Origin of the sequence: Methyloversatilis sp. RAC08, from assembly GCF_001713355.1 — a bacterium.
Taxonomy (GTDB): Bacteria; Pseudomonadota; Gammaproteobacteria; order Burkholderiales; family Rhodocyclaceae; genus Methyloversatilis.
In genome coordinates this window covers 587,521-602,269 of record NZ_CP016448.1, presented here as the reverse complement: position 1 = coordinate 602,269, position 14,749 = coordinate 587,521, and the positions used below count along the sequence as shown (strand labels likewise).

Sequence of the window (14,749 nt, the reverse complement as noted above, 5' to 3'; positions counted from 1 at the left end):
GTTCGGTAAGGATCCGCAGGTCGGGGCGACGGCGGAAAGCGCACTTCGGGCAGTTCGTCGATCAGCACCAGAGCCAGTACAGCAAGCCTTCCGGGATGCGAGCCACGCACGTCTCCGTGGGCGTGGAATCCAAGGCTGATGCTGCCTGGCCAGCCATCCCGGCGAGCGGCGCGCAGGGAAAAGGTGGCCCGAACGTGAAGTTGCCACTGAGGTTGCCCAGACTGCAGGCGACAGTCCGAATTTTTCAATCGTCAACGTTCAAGATCGAAAAACGGTCTGCCACCCGCTGTCACGCGGCGGATCTCAGCGCTGCCTGTCGGTACGGGAAAATCTTGTCCTGGCAGACCAGCCAATCAAAGCGATGCCGGCACACAATAACGCGGCGGAGGTCGGCTCAGGAACGGCTGCGATCGGACTTGCCAGCACAAAGGCTTGTCCATTGCTGGCCTTTCCCCATGACGTCTCCCTGACTTGCAGATATTTCGGCGTGAAATTCGCGGCTGATATCTCTTCAGGCAGATTGCGGAAATGGACGGTCAAACTGTCTCCAAACGCGTTGCCGTAGGAGAACCCAAGGATGGTCGAGATTGGCGTCCAGGCGGAAATGTCATAGGCCGTACCGAGCGAATCGATGCCATCCGGGACGGAATAGAAGTACGGCTCACTCGGTGGAACGGAGGACGAAGAGGCCGGCCGATAATGCACGGCAGTGCCGAAGCCCAGCCCTGGCATATGGTCGAGAAACATGGAATCCAGCCATCCTGAGAAGGATTCGTTGATCCTGATGCTCACATCAATGCCGTTGGTGGTGTCCGTAACCGTCATATTCAGGAAGGGCGCACTCAACCGCTCCGTAATGTTCTGACTCATATCCGTCGATGAGAACGGAAATACGACAACGTTATCCTGAAATACGTATTCGTATACCGCTGCATTTGCCTGGCCGGCAAATATCAGACCTGCGGCGAGAGCCTGCGTCAGGACGGTGATTTTCTTCATAACTGGCGATGCCTTTTCTGGAAGTTTGGTAGTGACAGGCAAGGGACGGTGACACACATGAAATGCGGCAGATTCAAACGGGGTTTTTCGACACGAACGGCGCAGTACCTTGATGAATCAACTCAAGCTCTCGCCGTGAGGGCAGCGGGAGCTGCTCAACCAGGCGGCGTGCAGCGCTGGACGCAATGTGCACCGCCCGCGAAGCCATATTTCCATTACGAGTGGGTAGTCTCATGCAGAGTTGATTCAATCAGAAACAAGCGGACGGCGCCTGCAGTAGCCAGCCGTCATCGACATGCCGAAACACTAGCATAAAGATATGGCGCCAGACGTTATCTGCACCAACCGGGGAAACGCCCAACTGTTAATTTAAGTCAATAGCATCGTTTCAAACTGGTTTGTACGCACGAAGGCGAGCGGGTTTGACGGGTTGCCTGTTCCTTGGAAAGGATCGATCCGGCCGCGGCGCTTCAAGCGCACTGGAAATGAGCTTGAGCAATTGGCGCAAGGTGGCGCCAGGTCTGGCGAGGCATCGCAGCAGGCGCGGCAATGCGGCACCAACGGTGGTCATGGCGTAGCTCAGGTTCGGGGTGAAGCGCTCGCGTGCTGGCTCGGGTTGGCACGAACGAGCCAGATAGGCGAAGCTTGCAACCAGATTGCTCAACCAGACCTTAGCGCTGAAGTCCTGACGGATGGCATCGCGTAGTTCTCCCGAGAAGTGCTCGACCGCAAGACGAAACCTGAGCACCTTGAAGCACTCCTCGATGCGCCAGCGACGGTGATAGCGTCAAAAGGGGACAGACCCTATGCCGTTAAGTTAAGCCCAAGAGGGTCGTGGTCTGCGTACAGGGACCGTCGGTTGTCATTTCCTTTCAGTACCTAACAGAACGTCTGAAATCGCTAACTTAACAGGCTGGTGAGAAACCCTTGAATCCTTCCGGATCACGGCCTTCCGTTCATTTTTTCCGGCACCGGAAGTGCGCCGTGGCTCTTGATTCAGGGTTCTTTCACCCCTGCATTCCGCCGCTCGCCAAGCGGCGGACGTACTTGTCCTTACGCGGCCACCTGCCGCATCAGATTCAGCAGTCTGGTCAGGTTGTAGGCCGCGAACGCAAACAGCGCCTGCCCCGACAGCTTCTCCAGTCCCTTGTGCCGCGTCTTGCGCAGACCGCCCACCGTCTTGATCCAGCCGAAGGCTTCTTCGATCATCTTCCGACGCCTCAGGCTCATCGCATAACCCTTGCCGCGCGCGGTACGTCCGTCGACCGCGCTGCCGGTGACCTTTCGAGCCACATGCGCGCGGATCCCGCGACGCTCAAGTTCGCCGACGAATTCGGCGGTGTCGTAGCCCTTGTCGGCACCGACCGTGGCGCCCGGTTTGCGCACGCTGCGATCCACCATCCGGATCGCCGCTTCCCACTCCGCGCGACCGGTGGCCTGCGTGCTCTCGACATCGACGACGAGTCCGTTGCGGTTCTCCGACAGCGCGTGCGTCATGTAGCGCAACTTCGCCTCGGTGAATTCACCTTTCTTGTACAGCCGCGCCTGCGGGTCGGTTGTGCTGTGGTGCGTGGCGTTGCTGCGCTTCTCACCCTTGAAATTCGTCTCGGGGTTGCGCCCCGCTGGTTTGTCCGGGCCGCTGCCGTCCTTGGGCACGAAGCTCTTGTGGCTGGCCCAGGCCTCGATCATCGTGCCGTCGACGCTGAAGTGCTCATCCGACACAAAACCCTGCCACTGCGCCAGATGCAGCACGCGGCGGAAGAACGGGCGGGCAATGTCGTCGTCGAGCAGCCGGTCGCGGTTGATGCTGAACACCGTGCGATCCCACACCACATCGTCCATGCCCAGGCCGACGAACCAGCGAAACAGCAGGTTGTAGTCGAGTTGTTCGACGAGCTGGCGCTCGCTGCGAATGGTGAAAAGGATCTGCAGGAGCAAAGCGCGCAGCAACTGCTCGGGCGGGATAGACGGGCGGCCGGTATGCGAATAGCGTTCGTCGAACAACGCACTCATGTTCGCGAGGATGCCGTCGACCAGCGCACGCAGGGCGCGCAGCGGATGGTCCTTCGGAACACGTTGCTCAAGACTCACGTAGCTGAACATCGACGTCTGGGGATTCTCTTGGCCGCGCATAGAAAATCTGGAAAAGTAGAAGGACGATTCGAGGGGGAAGTCTGCCGCAAAACCCGCGCCTGGAAAAAAGGGGCGGGGTTTCTCACCAGCCTGCTAAGGGCATCGGGTCTGTCCTCTATTGTTCCCGTCTATTTTTCTGTTTCTTTGTTTAATTTTTTCAAAGCTGCCACTGCGACTTCTGCTTCTTTAACTCCGAAAAATACGGATTCATAAGCAAAGCCATATTATTTACTGAGAGGACCATCCCTATGATGACAATGAGAAGTCCGAAAAAATCTTGTAAGGAATGGCTTAAGAAAGCTTCTCCAAGTTTTTCCAAAACTGCAAGCGTGCAAAATCCTTCACCGCAAAGAAGACTCAACGGATAAACGGTGGAAAAAAAATTTGATACAATATAAATCAATGGGGTAATTAAAGTGGCTAAAGCCCCGGTTATATAGACCACCATTCTAGCATTGCTCTCTAGAAACAATACTACGAGTCTGTCGAGCTTGGTGACTGATCCGCTGGTATTTTTGTGAATTTTCGATAGTGGTGCAACACCTGCAAGCAAATTAAATCTAGCCAATCTGCCAAAGTTCAAGCCAAGTACTAGCGAGATGACTGAAAAGGCAAGAATTGAATTTGAATAACCTAGGTTGCTGTTTGCGACTGGAGCGCGAATATTGCTCTTTTTTTCTGACAATAGTTGAAGTCCTAATTGTGAATGGGTCGGGTCGGAGAACTTCATGTGAGATCGTGCTCTGAGATCACTTGCTGAGTGAGCTGACAAAAAAACGCCCGTGCTTGAGGTTGCTTTAAGAGTGATTTGCTCCTCGCAGGGGAGGTTGGTGTCGAGATTTTGATAGTTAGAATATTGAGATTCTATTGTCCAATCGAAGAAGCGAATATTTACACTGCGATTTTCGAAGGCAGGTTTGTTCGATTTTTCACGACTGGTATCATTGGTAAGATACTTCGTGGGTGATGGGAGCAAAGCCGTGCGTTCTGCAAATGGCTGCCACGTTACATTAAATCCTGCTCGAATTGGAAAGTAGGGGATTCTTTCTGGGCGAATAATTTCTGGCTTTTTTTGTTGATTAATTGGATTTATTAGAACTGAAGGGCGTATGGGGAAGGATTTTATGATTTCAGATTCTATAATATTTATTCTTTTAGACAAAGCGATGGGTATCAACTCATCCGAGCATTTATCGTCTATTTCGCCAGTGGATGGTCCTAGAGTAAAGAAGGGGGAATCGTACATGGGTGGCGGAAGAAAAATTGTTGCGTAAACCTTCCCTGGCAATGATGACGACTCTAATTCGAATCGCGCCCATGATCTTTGAGCCAAGCTAGGTTGATCCCTGCTCCAGTAAGTAAGTGCATGGGCTGTTGCTTCGAGTTTAGATAATTCTCGTGGTTTGTGTATCGGTGCTAGTTCTACAGTATCTGAAATCAGATTAACCTCCGTCCCATGATCAAAACTGACTCCAAGTAGGACGTTGAACTTTGATTTGGCTGGTTCATCTAGTGCCGCCCCTATTGTTTCTGAAATAAAGTAAAGAAATTTATCTTCTTTTTCGCGGTATTCTTCAAAGGCCAAGAATAGCGTCAATATGATAATTGATGCTTGAATATATGAAATTTGTTTGAGTTTTTTATTTCTCTCGAATGAGCTCGACCTCTCTTTCTCTTTGTCCACTTGTAGTCCTTTGTTTATCTTAAATGCTTCAGAAGAGTGGGGGTGGCGAATATCGGCGCGCTCTTAATCGATTGTACTAATATAAGCATATGGGCTCTGGCCAGGATATTGACCTGTTCCGATTCTACATATATTGAATTACTTGAGGGAGTCGTCTCTGTGGTCCTTACCTGACATAGGTCGACGAATTGCGCTTGGGTTAGGTGGCTCAGTGCAGAGCGTGGTCGTACGAAGTTGTAATGGCGCCGCGACTGTTCGATTACGACCCGCACTCCCGTGCGGTTTGGGAGGCGGGGAAATGTTTCTGCATCCCCAATTGCTTTTCTTGTTCCATGGCGCCGTCGAATTCGATGATCACTCGAAACTTTTGCCGCTAACGTGAGTTGAGGTGCCGGCACAGCTTTTCGCTGGGGCTGCCTCGAACGCAGAGTTAGAACTTTGACGGGATTTCAGCCTGTGACTCGCTATCGCCACGGACATCGATGCAATGACTATGCGCATTGTGGCCAGACACGAAACCACCGTAGTTAAACCTCAACGGGCAAGCGCGGGGTAAGTAGATGGTGTGCTTATTCCACTAAAATGAAGCGTGAAAAGTGGAACGTTCGAATTCGACCTTTCGCTATCTCATGGCAGAAGAAATTCTTATCACCGCTTTTGGGCGATAGCTATATGGCTATACTTCTCTTATTTCAACGCTTCCATCATCGTCGCGTGTGGTAATGATGATGGTGTGCAGATTGTACAAAGAGAACGAATTTTTCTTTGATTTCCATGTTGCCTCCTAACGCCATTGGGGAGAGCCCACGTGTTAAAAACCAATACTTTGGTCGTGGTACATCGCCATCGTCCCCTATTTTTTACGGCTGCGGATGTCGGTCAGCTCCCTGAGTCCTTGTCGCGGAAAATCCTCACGATATGTCCTCCATTGTTCTCTTCGTGGTATGTCCCTCTAGATGTCGGAGAGAACGTCTCTTAGAACTGCTTCGTACTGACCCAATAGCTTTCGTAGTAATCGATACTGATTGGTCGACCAGCTAGGCGCGCTAAAGCTCTTCATCGATATAGCGTTGGCCGTCATGTCTGCATGCGCATATTCGCAGCGGATTTTCCATAACCCTCCAAGAAGGCTTTTCATCTGCGATAAGGAGCCTGGATATCGATCCTCCATTTCTATTTCGATGCGGCGAGCGAAACATTCCCCGACTATTTGTACCAACATTTTTCTCCAATGTTGGTCGTACAAGAAACCGTTTGTACTGTCTAGAATATTCTGCTTCACCCAATCGGATGCGCCTAAAGAAATCTCGTCGACAACTAGCGCAAGGCGATCAAACTCCCCCTCCAGCCATCCGCATAATTCGAGAACGGAGAGCTTCGATAAAAGCTTAGGGCGATCACCCCCCTGTGTGGGTTCGTTGTACCACGCGTCTAGCAATTTAAGTGTTGCTTCTACGGCAGCCATTTAAGCCGAAAACGCCTTCACCGCGACTATTAGGCGAGTGCGAACATTGTCGACGCTGGTTACCGCATAGCGCGCACTCTCAGAAAAAGATGCATCTCCCACCATCTTGGCATACCCGGCTTGTAATGCCCCCGGTGAAGATGAATTGGTGATTGAACTAAGATTCGAGTAGAGGCCAACCATTAATGCCTCGACGAGAACCAACGGCAGCTTTCGTCGCCCTTCTTTGCCGAGAGCTTGCCGGGTGTAAAAAACTGTTTTTTTCAATTGATCCAAAAGGGCGTCGGATTCGTCATTTGACTTTCCCGTAGAGCGGTGCATAAAGTCGTTCAAAAATCTAGCTAGATTTCCGTCGTATTTTGCCCTCTCTTCTGAAAGTGCGAGTACCCTTAGCAAGACTTCAATTGAACGGAATCGATCTAGCGAACCCCATATTCGCTTCTTTACGGCTATCCAATCCGCGTTGCTCTTATCGAAGCTCTTGAGTAGGTTATTAAAATAGCCGCTATATATACAATTTCGAATTTCTTGGTTTGTAAGACGAACGCCCCCAGAGTTTAGGCGATGAAATATGGTAAATAAATATAACATGTGACTGGGTTGCGAGTAATCACATCGTATGACAGTTACTGGAATCGATACGTCCTCAACAAGTGCATAAAGTTTCTTTTGTTCCTCATCGCCGTCCCTGAGGCTATTATTTGTTGCGCTACGCAAGCGAGGATGGATATCCGACAGGTCACTTAGTTTCCAAGGAGCGTCCCCAAGAAAGCGAATGATTGAACTCATTCTCTGAAGGCCATCAATAACCTTCCATTGCTGAGTTTTGTAGTCAAGGCTGAAGCACATGCTGGGAATTGGAAGTTGCTTTACTAGTGAATCAATAAATCTTGACTGATCATCCTGTTTCCAAACAACGTCGCGTTGGAAGTCGGGTTGTATCTCTAGCTTCTTGTTTCTGTACATGCGAAAGAGATCTGCGCATGACCTGAGTTCGTTATACGCAACTACATCTTGCGGCGGAACTGGCGGTTCAGAGTCTTCCTGTACAAAAGTGGCCTCTTGAACAGCGATTTCCTTTTCTTGAGACATACGTGCCCTTATCTAGTGATCACAACAATCAACGCGGCAAAGCTCATAGCGTTCGATTTCGATGATGTGCACTCAACTGATTGAGCTGCACGAGAATGCGACTTATCGGCCCACGTTGCGCGATCGAATAAGTTTGGTGAAGAAAAAGCCGCATGCCCTCCTCGGGTCATGCGGCCTCAATATGACCCGCGCCTGCGGCGCCGGTCAAGCACTTCGCATCAGTACGATCAGTACGTCTTGTACGGCAAGAACTTCCCGCTCATCGTAATGCTGACCCGATCCCCCGCCGGGTTGGCTTCCCTTGCCAGGTCCATCTTGAAGTCGATGGCGCTCATGATGCCGTCACCGAATTCTTCGTGGATGAGGGCCTTGAAGGTGGTGCCGTACACGCTGATCAGTTCGTAGAAGCGGTAGATCAGCGGGTCGGTGGGTACCGAGGTCGGCAGCGAGCCCTTGTAGGGCACGACCTGCAGTTGCGTGACGGCGTCGGCCGGCAGGTCGAGCATCTTGCCGATGATGGCGGCCTGTTCGGCGGTGAAGGTCATCTGGCCGAGCAGGCCGGCGGTGACCCATTCCTTGCTGAGGCCGATGGCGCTGGCGATGTCGGCCCACTTCAGGCCCTTGGCAACCTTGGCTTCGACGATGAGGTCGGTGACGTCTTCGCGTTTCATGTGCTTCTCCTTCGGATGGTTGAGGGTGGGTCAGGCGGCCGCGCGGGCGGGCGCGCCGGGGTACACGAGGGGCGGGTTCTTCGGATCCCAGTCGGCGCCGGGCGCGAAGGCGCGCGAGCGCTTCACGAGGAAGTCGACCAGGTGGTTGCGCAGCGGGTAGAACTCGGGCTGCTGGTGCAGGGTTTCGCGGTCGCGCGGCCGGGGCATCGGATTGACGACGATTTCGGCGATCTTGGCGCGCGGGCCGTTGGTCATCAGCACGATGCGGTCGGCCAGCAGGATGGCTTCGTCCACGTCGTGGGTGATCATGAACACGGTTTGCTTGGTGGCTTCGACGATGCCGATCAGTTCGCTCTGGATGCTGCCGCGCGTGAGTGCGTCGAGGGCGCCGAACGGTTCGTCGAGCAGCAGCATCTTGGGTTCGATCGAAAACGCCCGCGCGATGCCGACGCGCTGCTTCATGCCGCCGGACAGTTCGGCCGGCTTCTTGTCGAGCGCCTGGCCCAGGTGCACCAGTTCGAGGTATTTCACCGCGTGCTCGCGCACCTGTTCGCGCTTCCATTCCGGGTGACGGCTGCGCACGGCGAATTCGACGTTCTTCAGCGCGGACAGCCACGGCATCAGCGCATGGCCCTGGAATACCACGCCACGGTCGAGCGACGGGCCGCGCACTTCGCGACCGTCCATGATGACGTGGCCGGCGGTGGCTTCATCCAGACCGGCGAGGATGTTCAGGATGGTGGTCTTGCCGCAGCCGGAGTGGCCGAGCACGCAGACGAACTGGCCCCGCTCGATGCCGAAATGCACGTCTTCGAACACCGGGTCGGGGTTCGGGTTGCCCGGCTGCGGAAACTGGCGCTTCAGGCCTTCGATCTTCAGGAAGGGCTGGGTCATTTCACTCTCTCCACGAAATGGCGCGCGCGACCCAGGCCAGCAGGTGGTCGAGCAGCATGCCGACCAGCCCGATCAGCAGGATGGCGGTGATGATGTTGGTGATGGAGAGGTTGTTCCACTCGTTCCACACGAAGTAGCCGATGCCGGTGCCGCCGACCAGCATTTCGGCCGCGACGATGACCAGCCAGGCGATGCCGATGGAAATGCGCATGCCGGTCAGGATGGTCGGCGCGGCCGCCGGCAGGATCACCAGGAAGGCGCGGCGGATCGGTTTCACTTCCAGCGTGCGCGCGACGTTGAGCCACTCGCGCCGGACCGACGCGACGCCGAACGCGGTATTCACCAGCATCGGCCACAGCGAACAGATGAAGATGACGAAGATGGCGGAAATGCCCGAGTCCTTGATGGTGTAGAGCGCGAGCGGCATCCAGGCCAGCGGCGAGATCGGCTTCAGGATCTGGATGAAGGGGTCGAGCGCCTTGTATACAAGCGGCGACATGCCGATCAGGAAGCCGAGCGGAATCGCCACCAGCGCGGCCAGCAGGTAGCCGCCGAGCACGCGGGCGATCGAGTAGCCGATCTGGATGCCCAGCCCCTTGTCGTTGGTGCCGCGATCGTAGAACGGGTCTTTCACGTGTTCCCAGATCTTGGCCGCCACCTCGCCCGGGCCGGGCATGGCCGACTGGCCGCCGGTCGCCGCCTGCGCGCCGAGCAGCGCGGCGTACTCGGGGTCGACCGCCGGCCCGGCGACCGGGGCCGCCGTGGTCGAGGTCGCGAGGTACCACACGCCGACGAACAGCGCGAAGAAGAGGGCCGACAGCAGCGGTGCCAGCCAGGGTTTGTTGCGTGTCATGCATTCGCCTTCGAAATCTTGAAGCTCTTCAGGTATTCCTCCGGCTTGGCCGGGTCGAATTCCTTTTTCATGACCGAGAACTTCTTGGTCGTGCTGGTCGGCACCGGCAGGCCCACTTCCTTCATCAGCGCCGCGGCGTCGGTGGCGAGGAACACTTCCTTGGCGATCTTCTGGTAGTCGATGTCGCCCTTGATCTGGCCCCATCGCTTCATCTGGGTCAGGATCCACACGGCGAAGGATTCCCACGGGAAGGGCTCGAAGCCGATGCGGCCCGGTACCTTCTGGATGCCGCCGAGACCGTCGGCGTAGGTGCCGGTGAGCACCTGTTCGACCACGGTGACCGGCTGGTTCAGGTAGTTGGCCGGCGCGATCGCTTCGGCGATCTGCTTGCGGTTGGCCGGGTTGCTGGCCGTGGCGGTAGCGCTGATGACGGCGCGCAGCAGTGCCTTGTAGGTGTTGGGCATCGTGGTGACGAATTCCTTGCTGGCGGCGAAGGCGCAGCATGGGTGACCTTCCCAGATGTCTTTCGTCAGCGTGTGGATGAAGCCCACACCGTCATACACCGCGCGCTGGTTCACCGGGTCGGGTGCGAGGAAGCCATCGATGTTGCCGGCGCGCAGGTTGGCCACCATTTCGGGCGGCGGCACCGAGCGGATCTGCACGTCGGCGTCCGGGTCGATGCCGTGCTCGGCCAGGTAGTAGCGCAGCAGGTAGTTGTGCATCGAATAGTCGAAGGGCACGGCGAACTTGAAGCCCTTCCACATCTTCGGGTCGCGCTTGTCCTTGTGCTTCACCGACAGCGTGATCGCCTGGCCGTTGATGTTTTCGACCGCTGGCATCGTCCACGGGATGGGGTTCGAGCCGGCGCCGACCGAAATCGCCAGCGGCATCGGCGACAGCATGTGGGCGGCGTCGTATTCCTTCGCCAGCGACTTGTCGCGGATCACCGCCCAGCCGGCGGTCTTGACGACTTCCACGTCCAAACCCTGCTTCGAGTAGTAGCCCAGCGGGTGCGCCATGATGATGGGCGTGGCGCAGGTGATGGGGATGAAGCCCACCTTGAGCTTGGTCTTTTCGAGAGGACCGGGGGAGGCGAAGGCGTCCTTCACGGTGCCCAGCGGCAGGAAGGTGGAGATCGCCGCCATCGCCGTGCTGGTGCCGACGGCGCGGATGAAGTTGCGGCGAGTTTCGTCGTGCGGGAACAGCGCGCGCATCACCGCGCCTTCGACCACGCGGTCGAGCATGGCTTCTTCCGACAGCAGCTCCGCCTGTTCGTGTTCGGCCTGGCTGTGGTGACGCCCGCACGAACAGCCGCTGAGTTTCACGTTGGCGTCGAACGGGTTTCTGAATGTGCTCATGGACGATCTCCTCGGAGGGGGCTTACTGGGAAAAAGGGGCGGGTTGGGAAAGCGGTGCGGCCGGAGAAAGGCAGGGGACGGGATTGGGTGCGTATTCGATGTCGTGCGCGTAGGTGTCGTAGGCGGCGGCGTATTCCATGCAGCGCGCCACGTCGCGGATGAAGCTTTCGTCGTAGCCGGCGCGGCGCAGCAGGTGAAAGCCCAGTTCCATGCCCGAGGCGATGCCGCCGGCGGTCACGATGCGGCCGGCATCCACCACCCGGGCGCGCGAAATGCGGCAGGCGGGCGCGATTTCGGCCAGGCGGTCGATCGGCACCTTGCCCAGGTGCGACGCTTCGAGCCGGTCGGGTTCCTTGCGGTTGGTGGCCGGAATGCCGTCGAGCAGGCCCATGTGGCCGTAGATCCACGAACCGGTGCACACGCTGGTCAGGAGGCAGGTGCGCGGCAGCGCATCGATATAGTCGTGCAGCCGGGTGTTCCAGGTTTCCTGCCGCGTGCCGGCGCCGCCGGGAATCAGGAAGGCATCCATCGCCGGCTGGTCGGCGAAGCTGTAGTTGGGCAGCACGGTGAAACCTGCCTGCGCCTGCACCGGGCGCATCGCATCGGCGATCAGGAACACGTCCAGTTCCGGGTCGAACCGCCGTGCCACCGAAAACACGCCGTGCGGCGCGGTGAAGTCGACTATTTCGACGTCCTTGAACACATAGATGCCAAGCCGGAAGCCGCGCTTGCGTTGCGACATCATCGGGAGGTCTCCAGGCCGGTTCATGGTGTCCATGCTAGGCAGCCACGACCCGACCCGGTATCACGACAGATGTGATTGTCGTGTAGTGCGTGCACTACAGTGCATGCAGAAGGCGTGTCGCCCGACTTTACAGCACGCGCGCAACAGGGTGGGCGAACCGTAATTATTTCAATCACTTGCGGGCTGCGGCCTGCTTTTTGCTGGCGTGTCACACCTTCAGGCCAACAAGGAGTGCTTCATGACGTGTCACCGGATTCCGACCCTGCTTGCCAGGCTCGGACTGACCGCGCTGCTGGCATCCGCACCGGCTGCGGCCGCAACCAATGTGCTGCTCGATTTTTCCGGCAACATCTGCGGCAACGACGGTAACCAGGTCTGCACGAGCGGCCTGGTCATCGGCCAGAGCTACGGCGATATCGCCGGCGTGCTCGACGTGTCGCATCGAACAGTGCTGGCGAGCACCGGTCAAACGTCTGCACCGAGCCTGAATTTCTGGGCGGAGGGCTACAGCGGTCTGGTGAATGTTGCCTGGGGTGGTTTGAATTCTTCGCAGTACAGCGCTGAATTCACCTTCACGCCCGGGGGCGGTCAAATCGTCACGCTGAACTCGATGGATTTCGGAGATTACCTGAACCGCAATGACGGCTCATCGGCTGTCGTGCTCGATCTGCTCACCGGCGCCACGCTGTGGAGCTCCGGCGCCTTCGACGCCGGCCTGACGCCGCTCAGCTTCATGCCCGGCGTGTCTAGCGCCAATGGACTCGTGCTGCGTTTCGGCCCGGACAGCTTCAATACCGGCATCGACAACATTTCGCTGACCGTCACCGCAGTGCCCGAACCGGGCGCCTGGGCCCTGTTCGCAGCCGGGCTCGCCCTGGTCGGCGGTCTGGGCCGTCGGCGTTCTCGCGCGTAACCGCCCCGGGCGACGAGCGGATCGCGACCAGGCGGTCGCACCCACAGGAAGGACGCGGTTTTTTTGTGGGAGCGAGCGCCGCTCGCGATTCCGCGCATCAAACGTGCGCCGTCACCCGTGCGAAGTGCGGATCGCGACCGGGCGGTCGCTCCCACAGTTAGGTCTCTGCCAGAGTGGGTCGCCTCAGTGCAACTCGGGACGATGCACGGTGCAGAAGCGTTCGATCGCGGCCTTGGTGCGTTTGCGCTGATCAAGGTCCAGGTGCTCGGACGCCTGCTTATCGGCGTCCTGCAGGATGCGCAGCATCAGGTCGGCGCCGCCTTCGCTTTGCAGCATTGCGCCCGCCAGCGTGGCGGCGAGCATGGTCGGCAGACCGGTGTAGTCGGCGAGCACACCGACTTCCAGTTCGCTCAGATTGCTGTGATCGAGACAGTCTCGAAGTGAAAGCATGACGATTGCGTGAGAAGGGAAAGGCTTCCTTACTATACCGTTGCGGGCGGTGGTCGCTGTTAGAATTTTGTGTTGCAACGTGTGCACGATGATCGTGCCGGGACGCCCTGCGCACGACGTAAGTGGCGGTTCGGCCCACGTGCTCGCGCCCTGACTCCACCTCTACACAGGTCCTTATTCATGCTAGACGCACAACTGCTGCGCAGCCAGCTCGCTTTCGTTCAGGAACGCCTCGCCACGCGCGGCTACACGCTGGACGCCGCACGCTTCCAGTCGCTTGAAGAAGAGCGCAAGCGCATCCAGACCGACACCCAGGACCTGCAGGCCCGACGCAATGCCGCGTCGAAGCAGATCGGCCAGCTGAAGGCGAAGGGCGACGACACATCCGCGGTGATGACCGAAGTGGCCGGGCTGGGCGATGCGCTGAAGGCCGGCGAAGAGCGCCTGGCCGCGGTGCTGGCCGACATGCTGGCTTTCGTGGCCTCGCTGCCCAATCTGCCGCACGAGTCGGTACCGATCGGCAAGTCCGAGGCGGACAACGTCGAGGTTTTGCGCTGGGGCACGCCGCGCAGCTTCGATTTCGAGGTGAAGGACCATGTCGACGTCGGTACCGCGCTCGGCGGCCTCGACTTCGAAACCGCGACCAAGATCAGCGGCGCGCGCTTCACGCTGCTGCGCGGCGGCATCGCCCGCATGCACCGCGCGCTCGCCCAGTTCATGCTCGACACGCACACGCTGGAACACGGCTACACCGAGTTGTACGCGCCCTATATGGTCAACGCCGAGAGCATGTTCGGAACCGGACAGCTGCCCAAATTCGAGGAAGACCTGTTCGCCGTGCCGCGGGGCGACGGTAGCAAGTTCTACCTGATTCCGACCGCCGAAGTGCCGGTGACCAACATCGTGCGCGACACGGTGCAGTCGGCTGCCAGCCTGCCTCTGAAGTTCGTCTGCCACACGCCGTGCTTCCGCTCCGAAGCGGGCTCGTACGGGCGCGACACGCGCGGCATGATCCGCCAGCATCAGTTCGACAAGGTGGAGCTCGTACAGATCGTCACGCCGGACCAGTCGTGGGCGGCGCTCGAAGCGCTGACCGGCCACGCGGAAACCATCCTGCAGCGGCTCGAACTTCCATACCGCAAGATCGCGCTGTGCACCGGCGACATGGGGTTCGGCGCCGCCAAGACCTACGACCTCGAAGTGTGGCTGCCGGCGCAGAACACCTACCGCGAAATCTCGTCCTGCTCCAATTTCGAAACCTTCCAGGCCCGCCGCATGCAGGCGCGCTTCAAGAACGAACAGGGCAAGAACGAAATCCTGCACACGCTCAATGGCTCCGGCCTGGCGGTCGGCCGCACGCTGGTGGCGATCCTGGAGAATTATCAGCAGGTCGACGGCTCGGTCGTCGTTCCGGCAGCGCTGCGCCCGTGGATGGGCGGTGTCGAACGCATCGGTGCCTGAACGCCCGCCCGGCGCGAAAACGCGCCCTCTT

The 14,749-nt window shown here is 57.7% G+C and carries 14 protein-coding genes; 2 read left to right on the top strand and 12 right to left on the bottom strand.

From position 1 onward, the window contains the following. Window positions 1-303: 303 nt before the first annotated feature. The 11 genes from BSY238_RS02695 to BSY238_RS02665 form a co-directional block, all read right to left on the bottom strand. Window positions 304-999, bottom strand: a complete 696-nt coding sequence (locus BSY238_RS02695) for a PEP-CTERM sorting domain-containing protein (protein WP_069037791.1) — start codon at window positions 997-999, stop codon at window positions 304-306. A gap of 388 nt (window positions 1,000-1,387) precedes the next feature. Then, entirely contained in the window at window positions 1,388-1,747 is a 360-nt protein-coding gene (locus BSY238_RS18260) for a hypothetical protein (RefSeq protein WP_150123865.1), read from the bottom strand. A gap of 305 nt (window positions 1,748-2,052) precedes the next feature. Further along, a complete protein-coding gene (locus tag BSY238_RS02690) occupies window positions 2,053-3,132 on the bottom strand; it encodes an IS5 family transposase (protein ID WP_069037790.1) in 1,080 nt (359 codons plus the stop codon). Between the two features lie 157 nt (window positions 3,133-3,289). Continuing rightward, window positions 3,290-4,816 carry a hypothetical protein gene (locus BSY238_RS18255; RefSeq protein ID WP_150123864.1) on the bottom strand — a complete coding sequence of 509 codons (1,527 nt, stop codon included), beginning with the start codon at window positions 4,814-4,816 and terminating at the stop codon, window positions 3,290-3,292. A 952-nt stretch (window positions 4,817-5,768) separates the two neighbouring features. Next, window positions 5,769-6,281: a hypothetical protein gene (locus BSY238_RS17930; RefSeq protein ID WP_083223891.1), complete on the bottom strand. Its 513-nt coding sequence runs from the start codon at window positions 6,279-6,281 to the stop codon at window positions 5,769-5,771. Next, a complete protein-coding gene (locus BSY238_RS17925; protein WP_083223890.1) occupies window positions 6,282-7,373 on the bottom strand; it encodes a DUF262 domain-containing protein in 1,092 nt (363 codons plus the stop codon). Window positions 7,374-7,600: 227 nt separating this feature from the next. Further along, window positions 7,601-8,044 (bottom strand): cyanase, encoded by a 444-nt coding sequence (cynS, locus tag BSY238_RS02685; protein WP_069037789.1) that lies wholly within the window; start codon window positions 8,042-8,044, stop codon window positions 7,601-7,603. A 30-nt stretch (window positions 8,045-8,074) separates the two neighbouring features. Continuing rightward, window positions 8,075-8,938 (bottom strand): ABC transporter ATP-binding protein, encoded by an 864-nt coding sequence (locus tag BSY238_RS02680; RefSeq protein ID WP_069037788.1) that lies wholly within the window; start codon window positions 8,936-8,938, stop codon window positions 8,075-8,077. Between the two features lies 1 nt (window position 8,939). Further along, window positions 8,940-9,791, bottom strand: coding sequence for a nitrate ABC transporter permease (gene ntrB / locus BSY238_RS02675; RefSeq protein ID WP_069037787.1), 852 nt, complete (start codon window positions 9,789-9,791; stop codon window positions 8,940-8,942). Further along, the gene (locus BSY238_RS02670; RefSeq protein ID WP_069037786.1) at window positions 9,788-11,149 is read right to left on the bottom strand and encodes a CmpA/NrtA family ABC transporter substrate-binding protein; all 1,362 of its coding nucleotides are present in this window, start codon (window positions 11,147-11,149) and stop codon (window positions 9,788-9,790) included. Before BSY238_RS02670 ends, ntrB begins: the two co-directional genes overlap by 4 nt. 22 nt (window positions 11,150-11,171) lie before the next feature. Then, window positions 11,172-11,894: a DJ-1/PfpI family protein gene (locus BSY238_RS02665; protein ID WP_223300240.1), complete on the bottom strand. Its 723-nt coding sequence runs from the start codon at window positions 11,892-11,894 to the stop codon at window positions 11,172-11,174. Between the two features lie 238 nt (window positions 11,895-12,132). Here BSY238_RS02665 and BSY238_RS02660 point away from each other — a divergent pair, with 238 nt between their 5' ends. Further along, window positions 12,133-12,807, top strand: coding sequence for a PEP-CTERM sorting domain-containing protein (locus BSY238_RS02660; protein ID WP_069040402.1), 675 nt, complete (start codon window positions 12,133-12,135; stop codon window positions 12,805-12,807). 183 nt (window positions 12,808-12,990) lie between these two features. On the opposite strand, the gene BSY238_RS02655 is transcribed toward BSY238_RS02660, so the two are convergent. Further along, window positions 12,991-13,257 carry a hypothetical protein gene (locus BSY238_RS02655; protein ID WP_069037785.1) on the bottom strand — a complete coding sequence of 89 codons (267 nt, stop codon included), beginning with the start codon at window positions 13,255-13,257 and terminating at the stop codon, window positions 12,991-12,993. A 180-nt stretch (window positions 13,258-13,437) separates the two neighbouring features. Here BSY238_RS02655 and serS point away from each other — a divergent pair, with 180 nt between their 5' ends. Next, window positions 13,438-14,718, top strand: a complete 1,281-nt coding sequence (gene serS, locus BSY238_RS02650) for a serine--tRNA ligase (RefSeq protein ID WP_069037784.1) — start codon at window positions 13,438-13,440, stop codon at window positions 14,716-14,718. The last annotated feature ends 31 nt before the right edge of the window (window positions 14,719-14,749 follow it).

Coding starts and splice junctions, on each gene's coding strand:
- BSY238_RS02680 (WP_069037788.1), bottom strand. CDS start 8,938: ATGACCCAGCCCTTCCTGAAGATCGAAGGCCTGAAGCGCCAGTTTCCG.
- ntrB (WP_069037787.1), bottom strand. CDS start 9,791: ATGACACGCAACAAACCCTGGCTGGCACCGCTGCTGTCGGCCCTCTTC.
- BSY238_RS02670 (WP_069037786.1), bottom strand. CDS start 11,149: ATGAGCACATTCAGAAACCCGTTCGACGCCAACGTGAAACTCAGCGGC.
- BSY238_RS02655 (WP_069037785.1), bottom strand. CDS start 13,257: ATGCTTTCACTTCGAGACTGTCTCGATCACAGCAATCTGAGCGAACTG.
- BSY238_RS02660 (WP_069040402.1), top strand. CDS start 12,133: ATGACGTGTCACCGGATTCCGACCCTGCTTGCCAGGCTCGGACTGACC.
- cynS (WP_069037789.1), bottom strand. CDS start 8,044: ATGAAACGCGAAGACGTCACCGACCTCATCGTCGAAGCCAAGGTTGCC.
- BSY238_RS17925 (WP_083223890.1), bottom strand. CDS start 7,373: ATGTCTCAAGAAAAGGAAATCGCTGTTCAAGAGGCCACTTTTGTACAG.
- BSY238_RS17930 (WP_083223891.1), bottom strand. CDS start 6,281: ATGGCTGCCGTAGAAGCAACACTTAAATTGCTAGACGCGTGGTACAAC.
- BSY238_RS02695 (WP_069037791.1), bottom strand. CDS start 999: ATGAAGAAAATCACCGTCCTGACGCAGGCTCTCGCCGCAGGTCTGATA.
- BSY238_RS02690 (WP_069037790.1), bottom strand. CDS start 3,132: ATGCGCGGCCAAGAGAATCCCCAGACGTCGATGTTCAGCTACGTGAGT.
- serS (WP_069037784.1), top strand. CDS start 13,438: ATGCTAGACGCACAACTGCTGCGCAGCCAGCTCGCTTTCGTTCAGGAA.
- BSY238_RS02665 (WP_223300240.1), bottom strand. CDS start 11,894: ATGATGTCGCAACGCAAGCGCGGCTTCCGGCTTGGCATCTATGTGTTC.